The 19,964-nt window shown below is 72.0% G+C and carries 14 protein-coding genes and 1 tRNA gene; 11 read left to right on the forward strand and 4 right to left on the reverse strand.

The genetic code is table 11. The features are described 5' to 3' along the window. Nucleotides 1-69: 69 nt before the first annotated feature. Nucleotides 70-1,614 carry a beta-N-acetylhexosaminidase gene (locus tag GCU69_RS21295; protein WP_156206913.1) on the reverse strand — a complete coding sequence of 515 codons (1,545 nt, stop codon included), beginning with the start codon at nt 1,612-1,614 and terminating at the stop codon, nt 70-72. Between the two features lie 256 nt (nt 1,615-1,870). Between GCU69_RS21295 and GCU69_RS21300 the strand changes: the two genes are divergently transcribed. The 3 genes from GCU69_RS21300 to glmS all read left to right on the forward strand — a co-directional run bounded on the left by GCU69_RS21300 (nt 1,871) and on the right by glmS (nt 5,153). Next, entirely contained in the window at nt 1,871-2,767 is an 897-nt protein-coding gene (locus tag GCU69_RS21300) for a DUF4429 domain-containing protein (RefSeq protein ID WP_156206914.1), read from the forward strand. Nucleotides 2,768-2,842: 75 nt separating this feature from the next. Next, entirely contained in the window at nt 2,843-3,118 is a 276-nt protein-coding gene (locus tag GCU69_RS21305) for a hypothetical protein (protein WP_098752010.1), read from the forward strand. Between the two features lie 223 nt (nt 3,119-3,341). Further along, nucleotides 3,342-5,153, forward strand: a complete 1,812-nt coding sequence (glmS, locus tag GCU69_RS21310) for a glutamine--fructose-6-phosphate transaminase (isomerizing) (RefSeq protein WP_156206915.1) — start codon at nt 3,342-3,344, stop codon at nt 5,151-5,153. A gap of 654 nt (nt 5,154-5,807) precedes the next feature. On the opposite strand, the gene GCU69_RS21315 is transcribed toward glmS, so the two are convergent. Next, entirely contained in the window at nt 5,808-6,329 is a 522-nt protein-coding gene (locus GCU69_RS21315) for a universal stress protein (RefSeq protein WP_098752014.1), read from the reverse strand. Nucleotides 6,330-7,150: 821 nt separating this feature from the next. On the opposite strand from GCU69_RS21315, the gene GCU69_RS21320 reads away from it, so the two are divergent. The 3 genes from GCU69_RS21320 (at nt 7,151) to GCU69_RS21330 (ending at nt 9,268) form a co-directional block, all read left to right on the forward strand. Further along, nucleotides 7,151-8,416 (forward strand): GlxA family transcriptional regulator, encoded by a 1,266-nt coding sequence (locus GCU69_RS21320; protein WP_098752012.1) that lies wholly within the window; start codon nt 7,151-7,153, stop codon nt 8,414-8,416. Nucleotides 8,417-8,421: 5 nt separating this feature from the next. Next, entirely contained in the window at nt 8,422-9,027 is a 606-nt protein-coding gene (gene orn / locus GCU69_RS21325; protein WP_098752013.1) for an oligoribonuclease, read from the forward strand. A gap of 168 nt (nt 9,028-9,195) precedes the next feature. After that, nucleotides 9,196-9,268: transfer RNA gene (locus tag GCU69_RS21330), tRNA-His, on the forward strand. Nucleotides 9,269-9,695: 427 nt separating this feature from the next. Here GCU69_RS21330 and GCU69_RS21335 read toward each other — a convergent pair. Further along, nucleotides 9,696-10,592: a sulfotransferase family protein gene (locus tag GCU69_RS21335; protein ID WP_235978611.1), complete on the reverse strand. Its 897-nt coding sequence runs from the start codon at nt 10,590-10,592 to the stop codon at nt 9,696-9,698. Between the two features lie 622 nt (nt 10,593-11,214). Between GCU69_RS21335 and GCU69_RS21340 the strand changes: the two genes are divergently transcribed. Continuing rightward, on the forward strand, nt 11,215-12,972 hold the full coding sequence (locus GCU69_RS21340) for a glycoside hydrolase family 6 protein (RefSeq protein ID WP_156206916.1): 1,758 nt from the start codon (nt 11,215-11,217) through the stop codon (nt 12,970-12,972). Between the two features lie 531 nt (nt 12,973-13,503). Here the strand turns inward: GCU69_RS21340 and GCU69_RS21345 are convergent. Next, on the reverse strand, nt 13,504-14,532 hold the full coding sequence (locus GCU69_RS21345; RefSeq protein WP_098752017.1) for a LacI family DNA-binding transcriptional regulator: 1,029 nt from the start codon (nt 14,530-14,532) through the stop codon (nt 13,504-13,506). Nucleotides 14,533-14,788: 256 nt separating this feature from the next. Between GCU69_RS21345 and GCU69_RS21350 the strand changes: the two genes are divergently transcribed. The 4 genes from GCU69_RS21350 (at nt 14,789) to GCU69_RS21365 (ending at nt 19,601) form a co-directional block, all read left to right on the forward strand. Then, a complete protein-coding gene (locus GCU69_RS21350) occupies nt 14,789-16,117 on the forward strand; it encodes an extracellular solute-binding protein (protein ID WP_156206917.1) in 1,329 nt (442 codons plus the stop codon). 5 nt (nt 16,118-16,122) lie between these two features. Continuing rightward, complete coding sequence (locus GCU69_RS21355) at nt 16,123-17,100, forward strand: carbohydrate ABC transporter permease (protein WP_098752019.1); 978 nt, start codon at nt 16,123-16,125, stop codon at nt 17,098-17,100. After that, a complete protein-coding gene (locus tag GCU69_RS21360; protein WP_098752020.1) occupies nt 17,100-17,951 on the forward strand; it encodes a carbohydrate ABC transporter permease in 852 nt (283 codons plus the stop codon). The genes GCU69_RS21355 and GCU69_RS21360 overlap by 1 nt, the downstream gene beginning before the upstream one ends. A 156-nt stretch (nt 17,952-18,107) precedes the next feature. After that, on the forward strand, nt 18,108-19,601 hold the full coding sequence (locus tag GCU69_RS21365) for a GH1 family beta-glucosidase (protein WP_156206918.1): 1,494 nt from the start codon (nt 18,108-18,110) through the stop codon (nt 19,599-19,601). The last annotated feature ends 363 nt before the right edge of the window (nt 19,602-19,964 follow it).

Genomic DNA, 19,964 nt, shown 5'->3' on the forward strand with positions numbered 1-19,964 from the left:
CGCCGGACCGGGCCGCGCCGCCTCCGCGGTGCACACCGCCGGGCACGGATCACCGTGCCCGGCGCCGGATCACTCCCCCGGCCAGGGGATCTGCGGCGACCGGTAGTAGTCGACCCCCAGCGCCTCCCAGCGCGGACCCTGGAGGGCGACGCGCTGCCGGTAGTCCTCCCAGTCGTGGGTCTCCGCCGGGGACCAGCCCAGCTCCGCTATGCCCGGGAGCCGGGGGAAGGCCATGTACTCGATGTGGTCACTGGTGGAGAGCGTCTCCGTCCAGATCGGCGCCTCGACACCCAGCACGGCGTCGGCGGGCGCGCCCTGGAGATAGCTCCCCGGGTCCCAGTCGTAGGACTGCCGGGCCTCGACGTAGCCGGCCCAGCTCAGGCCGAGCGGGGTGTTCTCGTCGTACTTCATGTCGAGGTAGGAGCGGTTCGCGGGCGAGAGCACGATCGGGGTCCCGGACTTGGCGGCGGCCACGACCTCCTCCTCGGTGCCGGTGGTGCCCCAGTACTGGGCGATCGCGCCCGGCACCGGGTCGGCGCCGGTCAGCTGGTGCCAGCCGACGACCGTCTTGCCGTACTTGGTGACGATGGCCTGCGCGCGCTCCATGAAGGCCACGTAGTCCGCGTGCTCGGTGGCGTGCGCCTCGTCGCCGCCGATGTGCAGATAGCGGCCGGGGGTCAGCTCGGCGAGTTCCCGGACGACGTCGTCGACGAAGTCGTAGGTGATCTCCTTGCCGACGCAGAGCGAGCTGAAGCCGACCTCGGTGCCGGTGTAGAGGGGCGGGGCGATCCCGTCGCAGTTCAGCTCGGGGTAGGAGGCGAGGGCGGCGTTGGTGTGCCCCGGCATGTCGATCTCGGGGACGACCTCCAGATAGCGGGAGGCCGCGTGGTCGACGATCTCCCGGTAGTCGGCCTTGCTGTAGTGGCCGCCGGGGCCGCCGCCGACCTGGGTGCTGCCGCCGTATTCCGCCAGCCGCGGCCAGGAGTCGATCGCGAGGCGCCAGCCCTGGTCGTCGGACAGGTGCAGATGCAGCTTGTTGATCTTGTACATCGCCAGCTGGTCGATGTAGCGCTTGACCTGCTCGACGGTGAAGAAGTGCCGGGAGACGTCCAGCATGGCGCTGCGGTACGCGTAGCGCGGCGTGTCGGTCACGGTGCCGCCCGCGACGGTCCACGGCCCGGGCTGCTCGCTGTCGCGTTCGACGGCGGCGGGCAGCAGCTGACGGAGCGTCTGCACGCCGTGGAACAGGCCCGCGTGCGTGCGGGCGCTGATGGTGACACCGGCGGCGGAGGAGCGCAGCCGGTAGCCCTCGTCGCCGAGTTCCGCGGGCCCGGCGCCGAGCTTCAGCGTGATGCCGCCCCGGCCCGGGCGCGTGCCGACGGGCAGCTCGTAGCCGGTGGAGGGGCGCAGCACCTCGGCGAGCCGGTCGCCGATCCGCCGGCCCTCGCGGGTGTCGGGAACCCGGATGCCGGTGTCCGGGCCGATCTCGTACGGCGCTCCGCCCGGGCTCACGGAGGCGGGGGCGGGCACGACCCGGTCCAGGCCCACGGCGGGTGCGCCGCGGTCCCGGTCCGCTGCCGCGGTGGCGGTGGTGGCCATGGCGCCTCCGGTCATGACGAGGAGCAGGGCGCAGAGGAGTCTGACGGAAGATCTCGGGCGGTCCGGAGCACTGATGCGTCGCACAAGGGATCCCTTTCGACGGGCTCTGTCCGTACGGGAGTCGGGGCCGGGGGTCGCGGCCGGGCCGGGGGTCGGGGGGCGAACGGTCACCATGCGTACCGCGCGCCCCACCCGCGGTCAAGGTGTAGACCAATTTCCGGATCTCCCGGACGACTCCCGCCGACGACCGGCTCTGGGGGAGAATCAGCGCATGGCGGAGATCATTCAGAAGGACGGCACCTGGACGTTCGACGGGGAAACGGTCCGGATCGTCCCCGGCCGGGACAAGAGTGTGGGCCTGCTGCGGCGCACCCTCGGCGAACTGACGGTTCCGCTTCAGGCGCTGGCGGGCATCGCCCACGAGCCGGGCCGCAAGGCGGGCCGGCTCCGGCTCCGGCTGCGGTACGGCGCGGACCCGCTGAGCCAGGCGACCGGCGGCAAACTGGAGGACGCCTCCGACCCGTACCAGCTGACCGTCCAGGCCGACCGCGCCGATGTCGCCGAGTACTTCACCGACGAGGTGCGCAACGCGCTGCTGCTGGACCAGGTCCCGACCGGCCCCGTCGACCGCTATCTGCTGGCGGGCCCCGCGGTGCCGCTGACCGCCGCGGCCGGGGACGGCACCGTCTCCTTCGACGGCGAGCAGGTCCGCCTCGAATGGAACTGGAAGACGGAGGAGTCGAAGAAGTCCGCCGGCAGCCGCGGGATAGCCCTGGCCGATCTCGACGCGGTCGAGTGGCAGCCGTCGGCGGGACTGGAGAACGGCTATCTCCGTTTCGTGGTGGCGAAGGCCGCGACGAAGGCCCCGGCCAAGTACGACCCCCACGCGATCGAGCTGTACGGCTTCCGCAAGGATCCGCTGATGGCCCTGGTGGCCGCCGCGGTCACGGCCAGGCTGCCGCACCCGGCGGCCCCCCACGCCGGAACGGCCCTCCCCGCCGACAGCACCGCCCTCACCAAGGCCGCCCCCGAGCCGGGCGCCGACGGCGGCGACGAGCACGACGCGCTGCTGCGCAGGCTCCGGGAGCTGGGTGAGCTGCACCGGTCCGGGGTGCTGACCGACGAGGAGTTCACGACCGCCAAACAAGCCATCCTGAGCCGATTCTGACCCTCATCGGCCCCCTCCTGCCCGATTCCGGGCAGATTTCTTGCAAAACGCGGTGGCGCACCGCAGTATCGACGGGTGCTCGAACGCTCCCCGACCCATGACGACCTCATCGACCACCTGGTCCGCAGCACGCCCCTGGGGCGCGGCGAGGCGGCCCGGGTGGTGCTGGACGTGCTGGCGTACTTCGACGAGACCGTTGAGGCGTTCGTCCGCCGGCGCCACCGCGAACTCCAGTCCTCCGGGCTGGCCAACGCGGAGATCTTCGAGCGGATCGCGGCCGAGCTGCCGCACCGCGCGGTCGCGCCGCCCGGCCTCTCGCTGCGGCAGCTGCGCCGCATCGTCTACGGCTGACGGCCGACGGCCGACGGCCGACGGCTGCGGGCAGCATCGGCCCCGGGCCGGGGCGGGGCGGGGCCGGGCCGGGGGCCCACGGTGCGGCGCCGGACGCCGGAGCGTCGTCGCCCCCCCGGGTGCGGCGTCGGGCACCCCAGACAGAAGCCGGGAGGACCGGCACAGGACCGGATCCGGGAGCCGGGAGAACCGGCACCCGGCAGGACGCGGAAAGCAGGCAGGCATGTGCGGGATCGTGGGATACATCGGTAAGCGGGACGTCGCGCCGCTGCTGCTGGAGGGCCTCCAGCGGCTGGAGTACCGCGGCTACGACTCGGCGGGCATCGCCGTCGGCGGCAAGAGCGGCCTGAAGACGGTCAAGGCCAAGGGCCGGGTCCGCGGCCTGGACGACAAGCTCCCCAAGCGCTTCGCGGGGACCTCGGGCATCGCCCACACCCGCTGGGCGACCCACGGCGCCCCCAACGACGAGAACGCCCACCCGCACCTCGACGCCGAGGGCCGGGTCGCGATCGTCCACAACGGCATCATCGACAACGCCTCCGAGCTGCGCGCCAAACTCACCGCGGACGGTGTCGAGTTCGCGTCCGAGACCGACTCCGAGGTCCTCGCCCACCTCATCGGCCGTGACCCGGCCGACACCCTGGAGGAGAAGGTCCGGCACGCCCTGCGGCTGGTCGAGGGCACCTACGGGATCGCCGTGCTGCACGCCGGCTTCCCGGACCGCATCGTCGTCGCCCGCAACGGTTCCCCCGTCGTCCTCGGCATCGGCGAGAAGGAGATGTTCGTCTCCTCCGACGTGGCCGCGCTGGTCAGCCACACCCGCCAGGTCGTCACCCTGGACGACGGCGAGATGGCCACCGTCAAGGCCGACGACTACCGCACCTACACCACGGAGGGCAGCCACACCTCGGCCTCCCCGACCACCGTGGAGTGGGAGGCCGAGTCGTACGACATGGGCGGCCACGACACGTACATGCACAAGGAGATCTCCGAGCAGGCCGACGCCGTGGACCGGGTGCTGCGCGGCCGGATCGACGACCGCTTCGCCACGGTCCACCTCGGCGGCCTCAACCTCGACGCCCGCGAGGCGCGCGGGGTGCGCCGGGTGAAGATCCTCGGCTGCGGCTCGGCGTACCACGCCGGTCAGATCGGCGCGCAGATGATCGAGGAGCTGGCCCGCATCCCGGCCGACGCCGAGCCCGCGAGCGAGTTCCGCTACCGCAACGCGGTGGTCGACCCCGAGACCCTCTACATCGCGGTCAGCCAGTCCGGCGAGACCTACGACACCCTGGCCGCCGTCCAGGAGCTCAAGCGCAAGGGCGCGCGGGTGCTGGGCGTCGTCAACGTCGTGGGCAGCGCCATCGCCCGCGAGACGGACGGCGGCGTCTATGTGCACGCCGGGCCGGAGGTCTGTGTGGTCTCCACCAAGTGCTTCACGAACACCGCCGTCGCCTTCGCCCTGCTGGCGCTGCACCTCGGCCGGATCCGGGACCTGTCGGTCGCCGACGGCAAGCGGATCATCGCGGGCCTGCGGAAGCTGCCGGGGCAGATCGAGGAGATCCTCGCGAACGAGGACCGGATCGCCGAGCTGGCCGCGGAGTACGCGGACGCCAAGAGCATGATGTTCGTCGGGCGGGTGCGCGGCTACCCGGTCGCCCGCGAGGCCTCGCTGAAGCTCAAGGAGGTCTCGTACGTGCACGCCGAGGCGTATCCGGCGTCCGAGCTGAAGCACGGGCCGCTGGCGCTCATCGAGCCGGCCGTGCCGACGGTGGCGATCGTCCCGGACGACGACCTGCTGGAGAAGAACCGCGCCACGCTGGAGGAGATCAAGGCCCGCAGCGGCCGGATCCTGGCGGTCGCGCACCAGGAGCAGGAGAAGGCGGACCACACCCTGCTCGTCCCGCGCAACGAGGTCGAACTGGACCCGATCCTGATGGGCATCCCGCTCCAGCTGCTGGCGTACCACTCGGCGCTGGCGCTCGGCCGCGACATCGACAAGCCCCGCAACCTGGCGAAGTCCGTCACGGTGGAGTGACCCGGGCCGGCCCCGCGGGACGGCCCGGCCTCCGGCAGCAGCCCGCCGGCCGCCCCGCGCCGGCAGCCGCAACCCCCGGTCGAGCAACCCCGGTCGAGCACCCCCCGCGGCGCCCCGCCCTGCCGCGAAGGCCGCGCCGGCTCAGCCGCCGAGGCGGCGCAAGGGCGGCCCCCGCGCGTGCCACCACGCGCGCGGGGGCCGCCCGCGCCGGTGCGGGCACCGCCCATGCGCCCGCACCGGCGCGGCCGTACCGGGAACCGTCACCTCCCGGACGGCAGACGCCCGTTCATACCGTGCAGATACCCGCGCAATGCCCGAGCCGCACCCCTACGAGTGAGTAGCTTCACGGACGGTCAGCTTCACCCTGCCCGGAACACGCCGGTCCCGTAACCGCCGGAACGGACGCGGGAAACGCCGGCGGGCACGGACCCGGGCGAGCGGGCCGGGGCCGGATCCGGAGACGCCGGGCCCGTGGACGAGGATCCGGGAGAAACCGGGCCCGCAAACCAAGGGGCAGGGGAACGCCGGGCCCGTGGACGCAGGAGGCGGGAAACACCGGGCCCGTGGGCCAAGGGGCCAGGAAGCACCGGGTCAGGGGCCAACGAGCCGGGAAACGCCGGACACGGCGCGCCACCGGGCCGGAAACCCGCCGCGCTACGGAATGACCACCACCGGGCGCCGGGCCCGCTTGGCGAGCCGGCCCGCGACCGAGCCGAAGATGCGGCCGGCCAGGCCGTGCGTGGAGCCCACGACGATGGCGTCGGCCGCGTACTCCTGGCCGACCTCCTCCAGTTCGTGGCAGATGTCGCCACCCCGCTCGACCAGGATCCACGGCACCTCGGCCAGATAGTCCGCGCAGGCCAGCTCCAGCCCGAGGACCTCGGTGCGGTGGTCCGGCACGTCGACGAAGACGGGGGGCTCGCAGCCGGCCCAGACCGTGGTGGGCAGCCTGTTGGCCACATGCACGATGATCAGGCCGCTGCCGGTACGCCGGGCCATGCCGATGGCGTAGGCGAGGGCGCGTTCACTGGACGTCGAGCCGTCGAAGCCGACGACGACACCGTGCCGGAACGCCGGATCGCAGGCGTGGCGTGTCTCTTCCGCCGCTTCGAGGTCCGCCATCGGGTCGGCGACCTGCTTGCGGTCCGCGGGTTCGGGAATCTCGTGACCGGCCATCGGTGTCTCGGCGAAGAACGTCCTCTGTGAGGTGCGGCGGTTGGCGGCGGAGCGGGTCGGTGCGGTGGACGGTGCCACGGTCGGCGGGAGAGGAACCGGATAGTCCGGGAATCATCTTCCCAACGCCATACCCCCAAGAGTACGGCGACACTCCCCGGCTGCCCAGGCTCTGCCGCCGGGAGTCCCGGGAGGCGGAGGCCGGGCGCTTCCGCCGAGCGGCTCCCCGGGAGCATGCCGGAGGAGAGCGCCGAGCGCAATGCCCTCATCCGGCCCGTCGAACGCGGGAGGAGGCGACAAGTCCGGGCAGACATGTGTCCACCTGCGCATGGGACAGGCTTCGTAGGGGACCCGGTGCATCCGGCGCTCACCGACCGTGGACAATCGGTTGCACGGGGGCACACGGGGAGCGCACGCACGGATACGGGGAGTGCGTCGGACGCCTGACCGGCTCGAACGCGTGCTCCCAACACTTTTCAGCCAACTTCACATCGCTGTACATCCGTTGCCGCGGACGGCCGCCAACCCCCTTCCCACCTGCGGAGAAAGGACCATCCGAGGCGCCCGCCCCCTACGGGGAGCGCTCGCCGGCCGGAGGCGCACTTCCCACCGGCGCCGCCGAGTGCGACGCTTCGTGATCGAATGCTTCACGCCAAGTTGTCATGTCGACTTAGTGGCGGGTGGTGAACTGGTCTCGCCGACCACACGGGACACAGTAGATTCGATCTTGGCCATTCACGGCGGGGGACTTGTGCAGGACCGAGGGGAAACGTGCAGGAGCGACCTAACCGAGGAGCCGCGACCACCGAGGGGGGCTTAGTTCCATGAGCCAGGACTCCACGACCGTACCGGAGGCCGCGCGGAAGCTGTCCGGGCGCCGCCGCCGGGAGATCGTCGCAGTGCTGCTCTTCAGCGGCGGCCCCATATTCGAGAGTTCCATCCCGCTTTCCGTGTTCGGTATCGACCGCCAGGACGCCGGCGTTCCCCGCTATCGGCTCCTGGTGTGCGCCGGCGAGGACGCGCCGCTGCGCACCACCGGCGGACTCGAACTGACCGCGCCGTACGGCCTGGAGGCGCTCGCCCGGGCCGGCACCGTCGTCGTTCCGGCCTGGCGGTCGATCACCTCGCCGCCGCCGCCGGAGGCGCTGGACGGACTGCGACGGGCTCACGAAGAGGGAGCCCGCATCGTCGGGCTGTGCACCGGCGCGTTCGTACTGGCGGCCGCGGGGCTGCTCGACGGGCGGCCGGCGACGACGCACTGGATGTACGCGCCGACGCTCGCCAAGAGATATCCGTCGGTCCACGTGGACCCGCGGGAACTGTTCGTCGACGACGGCGACGTACTGACATCCGCCGGCACGGCGGCGGGCATCGACCTGTGCCTGCACATCGTGCGCAGCGACCACGGCGCGGAGGCGGCGGGCGCCCTGGCGCGCCGGCTCGTCGTACCGCCCCGGCGGAGCGGAGGCCAGGAACGCTACCTGGACAGGTCTTTACCGGAGGAGATCGGCTCGGACCCGCTCGCCGAGGTCGTCGCGTGGGCGCTGGAGCACCTTCACGAGCAGTTCGACGTGGAAACGCTGGCCGCGCGCGCGTACATGAGCCGCCGCACCTTCGACCGCCGGTTCCGTTCGCTGACCGGGAGCGCACCGCTGCAGTGGCTGATCACCCAGCGGGTGCTCCAGGCACAGCGGCTGCTGGAGACCTCCGACTACTCCGTCGACGAGGTCGCCGGACGCTGCGGCTTCCGGTCGCCGGTGGCCCTGCGCGGCCACTTCCGGCGGCAGCTGGGCTCGTCCCCGGCCGCGTACCGCGCGGCCTACCGGGCCCGGCGTCCGCAGGGCGGCGGCGGTGAGCGGGAGCACGAGCGCGCCGACCGGCCGCCGACCGGCGAGCACCGGCCGGCTCCCGAACCGGTGCCCGGGTCCCAGGCCGTACCGCTGCGCCGGGCGGCCGTGGCCCACGGGCCGGCGGCCGTCGAACCGGGGAGGCCGGACACGGACTCGTTCGTTCCGCGCCTTCCGGAGCAGGGCGGCCGGGCGGCGGGGCGCCCGTCGGTGCCCGGCCAGCGCGACCGCACCGTAGGGTGAGAGGCATGAACGATCGCATGGTGTGGATCGACTGCGAGATGACCGGCCTCTCGCTGTCCGACGACGCTCTCATCGAGGTGGCCGCGCTGGTCACCGACTCGGAGCTGAACGTGCTCGGCGAGGGGGTGGACATCGTGATCCGCCCGCCCGCCGAGGCACTCACCACCATGCCGGAGGTGGTGCGCGAGATGCACACCACCTCCGGGCTGCTGGCCGAGCTGGACGGCGGCACCACACTGCAGGAGGCGCAGCGGCAGGTGCTGGACTACATCCGCGAGCACGTCCCGGAGCGCGGCAGGGCCCCGCTGTGCGGGAACTCCGTCGGCACCGACCGGGGCTTCCTGTCCCGGGACATGCCGGACCTGGAGAGCTATCTCCACTACCGGATCGTCGACGTCTCCTCGGTCAAGGAGCTGGCCCGCCGCTGGTATCCGCGGGCCTACTTCAACAGCCCGGCGAAGAGCGGGAACCACCGGGCGCTGGCCGACATCCGGGAGAGCATCGCCGAGCTGCGCTACTACCGCGAGGCGGTCTTCGTACCGCAGCCGGGGCCGGACTCGGAGACGGCGAAGACGCTCGCCGCGAAGCACGTGGTGCCCGCCGCGAGCTGACCGCGGCCGGCGCCCGCGGTGCGCTCCCGGAGGCCCGGGGCGCGCCGCGGAAAGCCGGGCGCGAGCACCCCTGCGGAGCGTGTACACTTTTTCTCGGCCGGTACGGAAAGTGACCGGTCATGCGAATGTCATCGTGAGTGTCATCATGAATGTCATCGTGAATACGTGGTGGGTATAGCTCAGCTGGTAGAGCACCTGGTTGTGGTCCAGGATGTCGCGGGTTCAAGTCCCGTTACTCACCCTCGCAGACCGGAGCCCCGGCCGTTTCGACGGCCGGGGCTCCGGTCGTTCCGGTCGTTCCGTTGGCTGCGGCTCTACGGCTTCCCCCGGTGTTCCGCGTCACTGGTGTCCCGCGCCACCGGAACCGGCGGGCAGACCGGCGAGCGGGACCCGCGCGGCCAGGTGATACGGGCCACACGGGGCGGGGCCGCCCGCCACGGACCGCCACGCACCGCCCCTCAGCGCCCGTCCGCCCGCGCCGGCGGACCCCCGTGCCGGCCTGTGACCGAAACGGCCGCAGCGGCCTGTGGCCGGTGTGACCGAAGGGCCTGTGGGCGGTGTGGCCGAGGCGGCCGGGGCGGCCTGTGGCCGGCCGGTGTGACCGAAGCTGCCGAGGCGGCCGAGACGGTCGAAACTGCCGAGGCGGTAGAAGCAGTCGAAGCGGCCCGTCAGACCCGGTAGCCCCAACGCGCGGCGATCTTGCGCAGGTCCTCGGTCAGCAGCGCGTTCTCCTCCGCGGTCACGGGCCGGGCGGGCTGGATCCGGCCGGACATGATGTTGCCGCTCCAGTCCCCCAGCTGCGGCCGGTACGGCCCGTGGTCGAGCCGCCCGTACTCCAGCAGCCCCGGTTCCCAGGGCACGCCGAGGAAGTCGCAGATCTCCCGGGTCACGCGCTCCGGTTCGGCGGTCAGCTCCTCGTACGCCACCGTCAGCCCCGGCAGTGCGCGCCCGGCCTCCTCCAGATGCTCCGCGTAGTCGGTCACCTCCTCGAGCACCTCGGCGCGCCCGGCTCCGTCGCGCCGGTTCATCAGCGAGCCGACGACGGCGGCCGGGTGCCGCCGGAGGAAGAGGAAGCGGGCGTTCGGCCAGCAGCGGGCGACCCGCTGCCAGGCGAGGGTGTTCGCGGGCGTCTTGTCGACGATCAGCCGCTTGCCGCTCCGTTCGAGTTCGAGGTGGAGCACCCGGTCCCACAGGATGTGTTCGAGTTCCTGCTTGTCGAGTTGCAGCTCGCGCATGGCCGCGGCGGTGAAGTCCCGGGCCAGCCGCACCTGGACCGTCCGCAGATGCATCTCGTGCGGCGCCCGGATCTGCGAGTGGCTGTTGAGCAGGACCCGCAGCAGGGTGGAGCCCGAGCGGACGGGCGAGAGGACGAACACCGGGGAATCGACCAGGCGCGGCGCCCTGGGGACCGTGCACTTCCCGTCGCCCGCCGGGTCCTCCGGGGAGAGGCCGTCCGGAGCGCCGGACCGCCGTACCGGCGGCCGGAACGCCTCGGCCAGCAGCCGGGCTCTCCGCCGCAGGCCCTTGCGCACCATGTCCCGCCGCGCCACGCGTGTCGCGCTCATCACTCACCTCTCCTCGTCCCGGCCGTCACGGCCGCACCTGGTCCACCGGACATCCGAGGGCACCGGGGAGAACGGCCGACGACGGCGAGGTGAGCGGCAGGCGCCCGGCGCGCCGGGAAACCGTGTGCGTCCCCAGCGCCGCCGCCCGCCGCGGCGCGGGAACCGCTGCCCGCAGGCACCGCCCCGGAGCTCCAGGAAAGGGATATTTCAACAGTCAAATGGGAGCGCTCCCAAGATCGGGCCCAACGCGAGTAGATTCGCTTCACACCACAAAAACGGGTGCTGTTCTGGGGTTTAAGAGATGGATTCAGTCGGCACCCTTGTTGACCCAGGCACCTTGTGGCTAGGGTCTGGGCCGACCGGTGGGAGCGCTTCCATTACGTGGAGCGCTCAGCGCCCGCGGCAGATCCCCCACCTCCGCGGTAGTTCCGGCGGTCCACCGAGAGCCGGCGGCCCGGCGCGGCGCACCCGCCGCGCGGGATCCCGACCGACCTGCCACCGGCTCCGGTCCCCACCCCCACAAGGCCCCCACACTCCGGCGCAGCCCGCGCCGGGGCCGCCCCCTCCTGGGCAGGGCCGGTACGCGCGCAACCATCTGCAGGATCTACCGAAGGATTCACTGATGAGCCGCACCACCCCACAGCACCGCCGCGGGCGCCCAAGATCCGCCGCCCTCGCGGCGTGCGCCCTCGTCCTCGCGGCGGCCGGCACCGGCACCGCGCTCACCGGCAGCGCGTCGGCGGCACCCGCCGCGGGCTGCACGGTCGACTACAAGATCCAGAACGAGTGGGCCACCGGTTTCACCACCGAGATCACCGTGCAGAACACCGGCACGGCCCTCAGCTCCTGGGACGTCGAGTGGACGTTCGCGGGCAACCAGCAGGTGACCCAGGGCTGGAACGCCGACGTCTCCCAGAGCGGCAGGAACGTCACGGCGAGCAGCCCGTCCTGGGGCGGATCGCTGGCCGCCGGGGGCAGCGCGAACTTCGGTTTCCAGGCCACGTACAGCGGCAGCAACGCCGTCCCGGCCTCCTTCACGCTGAACGGCGTCACCTGCACGGCCGACGGCAGCGACCCCGGTGACCCGGGCGATCCCGGGGGCCCCGGCGACCCGGTCGACCCGCCCGGTGGCCGCGTGGACAACCCGTACGAGGGCGCCCAGGTCTACGTCAACCCGGACTGGTCCGCCCAGGCGGCCGAGAGCGGCGGCGAGGCGGTCGCCGACCAGCCCACCGCGGTGTGGCTGGACCGGATCGCCGCGATCGACTCCGGCTCCGCGGGCGAGAACACCATGGGGCTGCGGGACCACCTCGACGCCGCCCTGGAGCAGGGCGCCGACGTCCTCCAGATGGTCACGTACAACCTGCCCGGGCGTGACTGCGCCGCCCTGGCCTCCAACGGTGAGCTGGGCCCGGAGGAGATCGACCGCTACAAGAACGAGTTCATCGACCCGATCGCGGAGATCCTCTCGGACCCGGCCTACGCCGATCTGAGGATCGTCAACACCATCGAGATCGACTCGCTGCCGAACCTCGTCACCAACGTCGGTGACCGCGCGACCGCCACCGAGAACTGCGACGAGATGCTGGCCAACGGCAACTACGTCGAGGGCGTCGGCTACGCGCTCGCCACCTTCGGTGACATCGAGAACGTCTACAACTACATCGACATCGGCCACCACGGCTGGATCGGCTGGGACGACAACTTCACCGCCACCGCCGAGCTGCTGCACGAGGCCGCGAACACGGCCGGCGCCACCGTCGACGACGTGGCCGGTTTCGCCGCCAACGTCGCCAACTACGGTTCGATCGAGGAGCCGTACTTCTCGATCGACGACACCGTCAACGGCACCAGCGTGCGCCAGTCCACCTGGGTCGACTGGAACCGCTACGCGGACATCCAGACCTTCTCGCAGGCGTTCCGCGAGGAGGCCATCTCGGCCGGCTTCAACAACGACGTCGGCGTCATCATCGACACCTCCCGCAACGGCTGGGGCGGCCCCGACCGTCCCACCGGTCCCGTGGAGGGCGCGGCCACCGTCGACGAGTACGTGGACGGCAGCCGCATCGACCGCCGCATCCAGCAGGGCAACTGGTGCAACCAGTCCGGTGCCGGCCTCGGTGAGCGGCCGGCCGCCGCTCCGGCCACCGGTATCGACGCCTACGCGTGGATCAAGCCCCCGGGTGAGTCGGACGGCTCCTCGTCCGAGATCGAGAACGACGAGGGCAAGGGCTTCGACCGGATGTGCGACCCGACCTACGAGGGCAACCCGAGGAACAACAACAACATGTCGGGCGCCCTCCCGGGCGCCCCGGTCTCGGGCCACTGGTTCCAGGCGCAGTTCGAAGAGCTGCTGGCGAACGCCCACCCGGCGCTGTAGCCGCTGGTGACGTGGAGGCCGCGGCGGCTGCCTCCACGTCCCGCCGCCGCAATTCGGCGGCCGGGTGCGACAGGAGTCCGTGAGCTCACAGCGACCGGAGCGGCGGGCTTCCCCGCAGGAGGGGGCCGGTTTTCCGCCGGCCCCCTCCGTGCCGCCGTCCGCGCCCCGCCCGTCCGCGGGCGCGGGCGCAGGCACGGCACGGGCGCAGGCGCGGACGTAGGCGCAGGCGCAGACGCGGGCGCGGGCTCATTCGCCGTCCCGGCGCGCGGGGCGGGGACGGGCGCGCTCCGGGCGGACAGTCCCAACCCGGTACGGACGCGCGTCGCACCCTGACCCGAACGGACGCGGTTCGCTACGGCCCCGTCCCGGCACGAACCCGGCCCGGCACGAACGCGGCCCGGTACGAACCCGGCCCGGTACGGACGCGGCCCGCCGGACGGCCCCGGGCTCGCCGCCGGGGCAGCCCCCGGCCCCGGGACCAGGACGACCAGGACGACCAGGACGGCCGCCCCTTCCAGGACGGCCGCGCGGTCAGGACGACGCCCGCCGGATCAGCTCCGTAGTCAGCACCACCTGCGGGCGGTCGGGATCGCGTTCCCCGATCTCCGCCAGCAGCACGCGGGCCATCATCCGGCCCATCTCCTCGGTCGGCTGCCGCACGCTGGTGAGCCCCGGATCCATGTGCCGGGCCACGGCCGAGTCGTCGAAGCCGACCAGCGCGACGTCCTCCGGCACCCGGCGGCCCTGCTCCCGCAGCACCTGCCGGGCGCCCGCCGCCATCACGTCGGAGGCGCAGAAGACCGCGTCCAGCTCCGGCCGGCGCTCCAGCAGCCGCGCCATCGCCCGCCGGCCGCCCTCCTCGGTGAAGTCCGCGGGCTCGACGAGGCCCTCGTCCGGCTCGTGCCCGGCCACCGCGAGCGCCTGCCGGTAGCCGTCGAGGCGGCACTGGGCGACGTACATGTCGAGCGGCCCGGTGATGGTCGCGACGCTCCGCCGCCCGCGGCCGATCAGGTGCTCGACGGCCGCGCTCGCGCCGCCGACGTTGTCGGAGTCGACGTACGGCACGGACTCGCCCGCCGCGCGGCGGCCGCTGAGCACCGCGGGCATCTCGATCTCCTCCAGCAGGTCGGGCAGCGGGTCGTCCGCGTGCACGGAGACGAGCAGCACGCCGTCGACCCGGTGGGCGCCGAGGAACTGGGCGAGCCGGTGGCGCTCCTTCGGGGTCCGGATCAGGGTCAGCAGCAGCTGCATCTCGGTGTCGGCCAGCTCGGTGGAGATGCCGCGGATGATGTCCGAGAAGTACGGCTCGGCGAAGAGCCTGGTCTCGGTCTCGGGGATGACCAGCGCGATGGCGTCGGTGCGGTTGGCCGCCAGCGCCCTGGCGGCACGGTTCGGCACGTATCCCAGCTCGGCGACGGCCCGTTCGACCGCCTCGCGGGTCCGCTCGCTGACCCGCGGCGAACCGTTGATCACACGGGACACCGTCCCCCGCCCGACACCCGCCCGGGCGGCGACCTGCTCCAGGGTGGGCCTGCCACCGCTTCTTCTCGTCCCCGTCATTGGGTCGCCTCCCGCTCTTGGCCTGTTCTCGGGCGCTTCCGCCATTCAACATCACCCGGGCCGGGGCAACTCCCGCTGTTCATAACCTTGACACCCCATCATGGCTCGGTGACCCTTCAAGACATCACGGATGAGAGCGCTCTCAAGCCGGGGGGTTCCTACAGTTCCCGTACGCACTCTTCACCCGTCCGAACAGCACCGTCTCACTCCCCGGGGTCGTTGGCAGGACACGGGGGCGCAAAAACAGGAGGATGTCATGCACAGAACGATCCGGCCGGGGCGGCGCTCCACGGCCCTCGCGGTCGCCGCCACGCTGGGCGCATGCCTGCTCGCGGGCTGTGCCGACGACGGTGGCGGCGGCGGTTCGGCAGACGCGGGCGAGGACGCGGGCGGCAAGAAGGTCGTCACGGTGGGTGTCTTCGGCGTCTTCGGGTACAAGCAGGCCGGGCTCTACGACGAGTACGAGAAATTGAACCCGGACGTCACCATCAAGGAGACGTCGATCGAGCGGGCCGACCAGTATTTCCCGCAGCTCCTCACCCATCTGGGCACCGGCAGCGGCCTCCAGGACATCCAGGCCGTCGAGGTCGGCAATGTCGCCGAGACGGTCAACAAGCACGCCGACAAGTTCGTCGACCTGGGCAGCGCCGAGGGTGTCGACAAGAACAACTGGCTGGACTGGAAGGCCGCCCAGGCCACCACGAAGGACGGCAAGATGATCGGCCTCGGCACCGACATCGGGCCGATGGCCATGTGCTACCGCAAGGACCTCTTCGAGAAGGCCGGGCTGCCCAGCGACCGCGACGAGGTCGGCAAGCTGTGGGCCGGCGACTGGCAGAAGTACCTCGAGACCGGCGAGCGCTACATGGACAAGGCGCCCTCCGGCACGGTCTTCACGGACTCGGCCGCCGGCCTCTACAACGCGGCCCTCTCCAGCAACGTCGAGCGCTATTACGACAAGAGCGGCAAGCTCGTCTACCGGGACAGCCCGGCGGTGAAGGAAGCCTGGAACCTGTCGATGGACGCCATCGAAGGCAAGATGACGGCCAAGCTCAAGCAGTTCGACAAGACCTGGGACCAGGCCTACGCCAACGGCCGCTTCGCCAGCGTCGCCTGCCCGCCGTGGATGCTCGGCTACATCAAGGAGAAGGCCGGCGAGAAGGCGGCGGACCAGTGGGACGTCGCGCCCGCGCCCAAGCCCGCGAACTGGGGCGGCTCCTTCCTGACCGTGCCGGAGGCCGCCAAGAACAAGGAAGAGGCGATCAAGCTCGCCGCCTGGCTGACCGCCCCCGAGCAGCAGGCCAAGCTGTTCGAGAAGCAGGCCAGCTTCCCCAGCTCGCAGGCCGCCCTCGAGCTGCCGGCCGTCGCCGACGCCAAGCACGAGTACTTCGGTGACGCCCCGATCGGCGAGATCTTCGGCAAGGCCGCGGAGAACATCCCGACGCTGGTGCTCGGCGAGAAGGACCTCGCAGTCGGGACCGCCATCACCGACATCGGCATCCTCCAGGTCGAGCAGCAGGGCAAGTCGCCCGAGGAGGGCTGGGAAGCCGCTGTGAAGAACGTCGACAACCTGCTGGACCAGTGACGCGGATGGCCGTCCAGATCCGCAGCGCCGCGTCCCCCGCGAAGGGGGGCGCGGCCCTCCGCGCGGACCGCGGGGCGGAGCGGCGCAGCCGCCGCTACCGCCGTGACGTCCGCTGGAGCCCGTACCTCTTCATCGCTCCCTTCTTCCTCTTCTTCACGGCCTTCGGGCTGTTCCCGCTGCTCTACACCGGCTGGTCGTCGCTGCACCGGGTGTCGCTGCACGACCCGACCACCATGGAGTGGGCCGGGCTGCACAACTACACCCGGCTGCTGGAGGACGAGTTCTTCTGGAACGCGCTGCGGAACACCTTCACCATCGGGGTGATCTCGACCGTCCCGCAGCTGCTGATGGCGCTCGGCATCGCGCATCTGCTCAACTACCGGCTGCGCGGCTCGGCGTTCTTCCGGGTCGTGATGCTCACGCCGTACGCGACCTCGGTGGCGGCCGCGACGCTCGTTTTCGTGCTGCTCTTCGGCCGCGACTACGGAATGATCAACTGGTTCCTGGGCCTGGCCGGCATCGACAACATCGACTGGCAGAACGGCACCTGGACCTCGCAGCTCGCGGTCTCCTCCATCGTCATCTGGCGGTGGACGGGCTACAACGCGCTGATCTATCTGGCGGCGATGCAGGCCGTGCCGAACGATCTCTACGAATCGGCGGCGCTGGACGGCGCCTCGCGCTGGCAGCAGTTCATCCATGTGACGATCCCGTCGCTGCGGCCGACGATCCTCTTCACCGTCGTCGTCTCCACCATCGGCGCGACCCAGCTCTTCGGCGAGCCGCTGCTGTTCGGCGGCGCGGGCGGCCAGAAGGGCGGGCCCTCGCACCAGTACCAGACTCTCGGCCTCTACATGTACGAGCAGGGCTGGTTCAACTTCCACCTCGGCCGGGCGTCCGCGATCGCCTGGGCGATGTTCCTGATCCTGCTGCTGATCGCCCTGGTGAACTGGCTGATCGCCCGACGCCTGAGGAAGAGCTGATGAAGGCCCTGTTGAACGCCGGCGGAGCGGGCAAGCACCTGCACGGCGGCAAGATCACCTACGCGGTGCTGATCGTCTTCTCGGTGGGCTCGCTCTTCCCGCTGGTGTGGACGGCGATCGCCGCCTCCCGCGACAACGGCCGCCTCGCGCAGACCCCTCCGCCGTTCTGGTTCGGCTCCAACCTGTTCTCCAATCTGGGGACGGCCTGGAGCGACGCCAACATGGGGCTGGCGCTGCTCAACACGACGGTCGTCGCGGGCACCATCACCGTCGGCACCGTGCTGTTCTGCACCATCGCCGGTTTCGCCTTCGCGAAGCTGCGGTTCCGCTTCCGGAATCTGCTGCTGATGCTGGTGATCGGCACGATGATGATCCCGCCGCAGCTCAGCGTGGTGCCGCTCTTCATGACCATCGCCGAGCTGGAGTGGACCAACCAGCTGCAGTCCGTCATCCTGCCGACGCTGGTGGGCGCCTTCGGGGTGTTCTTCATGCGGCAGTACCTCATCGAGGCCCTGCCGTCGGAGATCATCGAGGCGGCGCGCGTCGACGGGGCCAACAGCCTGCGCGTCGTCTGGCACGTGGTCTTCCCCACCGCACGGCCCGCCATGGCCGTGCTCGCCATGCTGACCTTCGTACAGGCCTGGAACGACTTCTTCTGGCCCATCATCGCGCTGACACAGGACAATCCGACGGTGCAGGTGGCCCTGACCGGACTGGGCCGCGGCTACATTCCCGACCAGTCGGTGATCATGGCGGGCGCGCTGCTGGGCACACTTCCCCTGTTGCTCGCCTTCACGGTCTTCGGCAAGCAGATCGTCGGCGGCATCATGCAGGGCGCCGTCAAGGGCTGAGCCGGCGCCCGCCCGGGCGGCCCCACCCGCCCGGGCGCCGGCTCTCCGTCCCGCTCCTCGGGGCGAACCGCCCGCCACCCGCGGCGCAGTCCCCGCCGGCCCCGACCCTCTCCGTTTCCCCGCACACCGAACACGACGCCTCACGGGAGCGCTTCCATGACCGCTGACCCCACCACAGCCCCCCACTTCCCACCCGGCTTCCTCTGGGGCACCGCCACCGCCGCCTACCAGATCGAGGGCGCCGTACGCGAGGACGGGCGCACCCCGTCGATCTGGGACACCTTCTCCCACACCCCCGGCAAGGTGGACGGCGGAGACACCGGTGACATCGCCGTCGACCACTACCACCGGCGCAGCCAGGACGTCGCCCTGATGAAGGAGCTGGGCCTGGGCGCGTACCGCTTCTCCGTCGCCTGGCCGCGGGTCCAGCCCACCGGCCGCGGACCGGCGGTGCAGCGCGGGCTCGACTTCTACCGCCGGCTGGTGGACGAGCTGCTGGACGCGGGCATCACCCCGATGGCGACCCTCTACCACTGGGACCTGCCGCAGGAGCTGGAGGCCGCGGGCGGCTGGCCGGAGCGCGAGACGGCGCACCGCTTCGCGGAGTTCGCCCAGCTCGTCGGCGAGGCCCTCGGCGACCGGGTCAACCTCTGGGCGACGCTCAACGAGCCGTGGTGCAGCGCGTTCCTCGGCTACGGATCGGGCGTGCACGCCCCCGGGCGCACCGACCCCGTCGCCGCGCTGCGCGCCGCCCACCATCTCAACCTCGCCCACGGCCTGGGCACCCAGGCGCTGCGCGGCGTCCTGCCGTCCCGGGCGGAGATCGCGGTCAGCCTCAACGCGGCCGTGGTCAGGCCGCTCACGGACTCCGACGCCGACGCCGACGCGCGGCGGCGCATCGACGCGCTCGCGACCCGGGTCTTCAGCGACCCGATGCTGCACGGGAAGTACCCCGCGGACCTGCTCGCGGACACGGCCTCCGTCACCGACTGGTCGTTCGTCCACGCCGCCGACCTGGAGGTGATCAGGCAGCCGCTGGACGCGCTGGGCATCAACTACTACACACCCTCGGTCGTGTCGGCGGCCGCCGGCGGGCAGGCGGTGCGCGAGGACGGGCACAACGCGAGCGAGCACTCCCCGTGGATCGGCGTGGACGACGTCAACTTCCACCGGGCGCCGGGCGACCCCACCGCCATGGGCTGGCCGGTGGACCCCACCGGCCTCTACGACCTGCTGATGCGGTTCAGCCGCGAGGCCCCCGGCCTGCCGCTGCTGGTCACCGAGAACGGTGCCGCCTACGAGGACGTGCCGGACGCCGACGGGGTCGTGCACGACCCCGAGCGCATCGCCTATCTGCACGCCCACCTCGACGCCACCCGGCAGGCGATCACCGACGGCGCGGACGTCCGCGGCTATTTCCTGTGGTCCTTCATGGACAACTTCGAGTGGGCCTACGGCTACGCCAAGCGGTTCGGCATCGTCCGCGTCGACTACGACACCCAGACCCGCACCCCGAAGTCCAGCGCCCACTGGTACTCCCGGGTCGCCCGCACCAACCGGCTCCCGGAGCCGGAGACGGAAGCAACGGCGGCGGGGCCGGCGGGGGATACGGCGACGGGCGCGGTGACGGAGGCGGCCGAGGCGGTCTGAACCCGCTGCTCCTCCAGCTCCCGGCCACTGGCTTCTGGCCCCCGGCCCCCGGCCCCCGGCCCCCGGCCCCCGGCAGAGGCTGGGGGCCGTGACCGGAGGGACGGTGGCGGCCCTGGTCACAGGGTCCGTCCGTGGATCTCCAACCCGCGGCCCGCAGTCCGCGGGCTGCGGGCTGCGGGCTGTGGGCTGCGGGCTGTGGGCTGGGGGCTGGGGGCCGCGGGCTCGGGCTGCGGACGCGGGCTCGGGCTGTGGGCTGGGGGCCGCAGGCCCGGGCTCGCGCTCGGGCTGCGGAATCGGACTGCGGACGCGGGCTCGGGCCGCGAGCTGCGGCCCGGTGGTGTCGGTGTGCCGCAGGTCCCCGGA

The organism is Streptomyces lycii (genome assembly GCF_009735685.1).
Taxonomy (GTDB): domain Bacteria; phylum Actinomycetota; class Actinomycetes; order Streptomycetales; family Streptomycetaceae; genus Streptomyces; species Streptomyces lycii.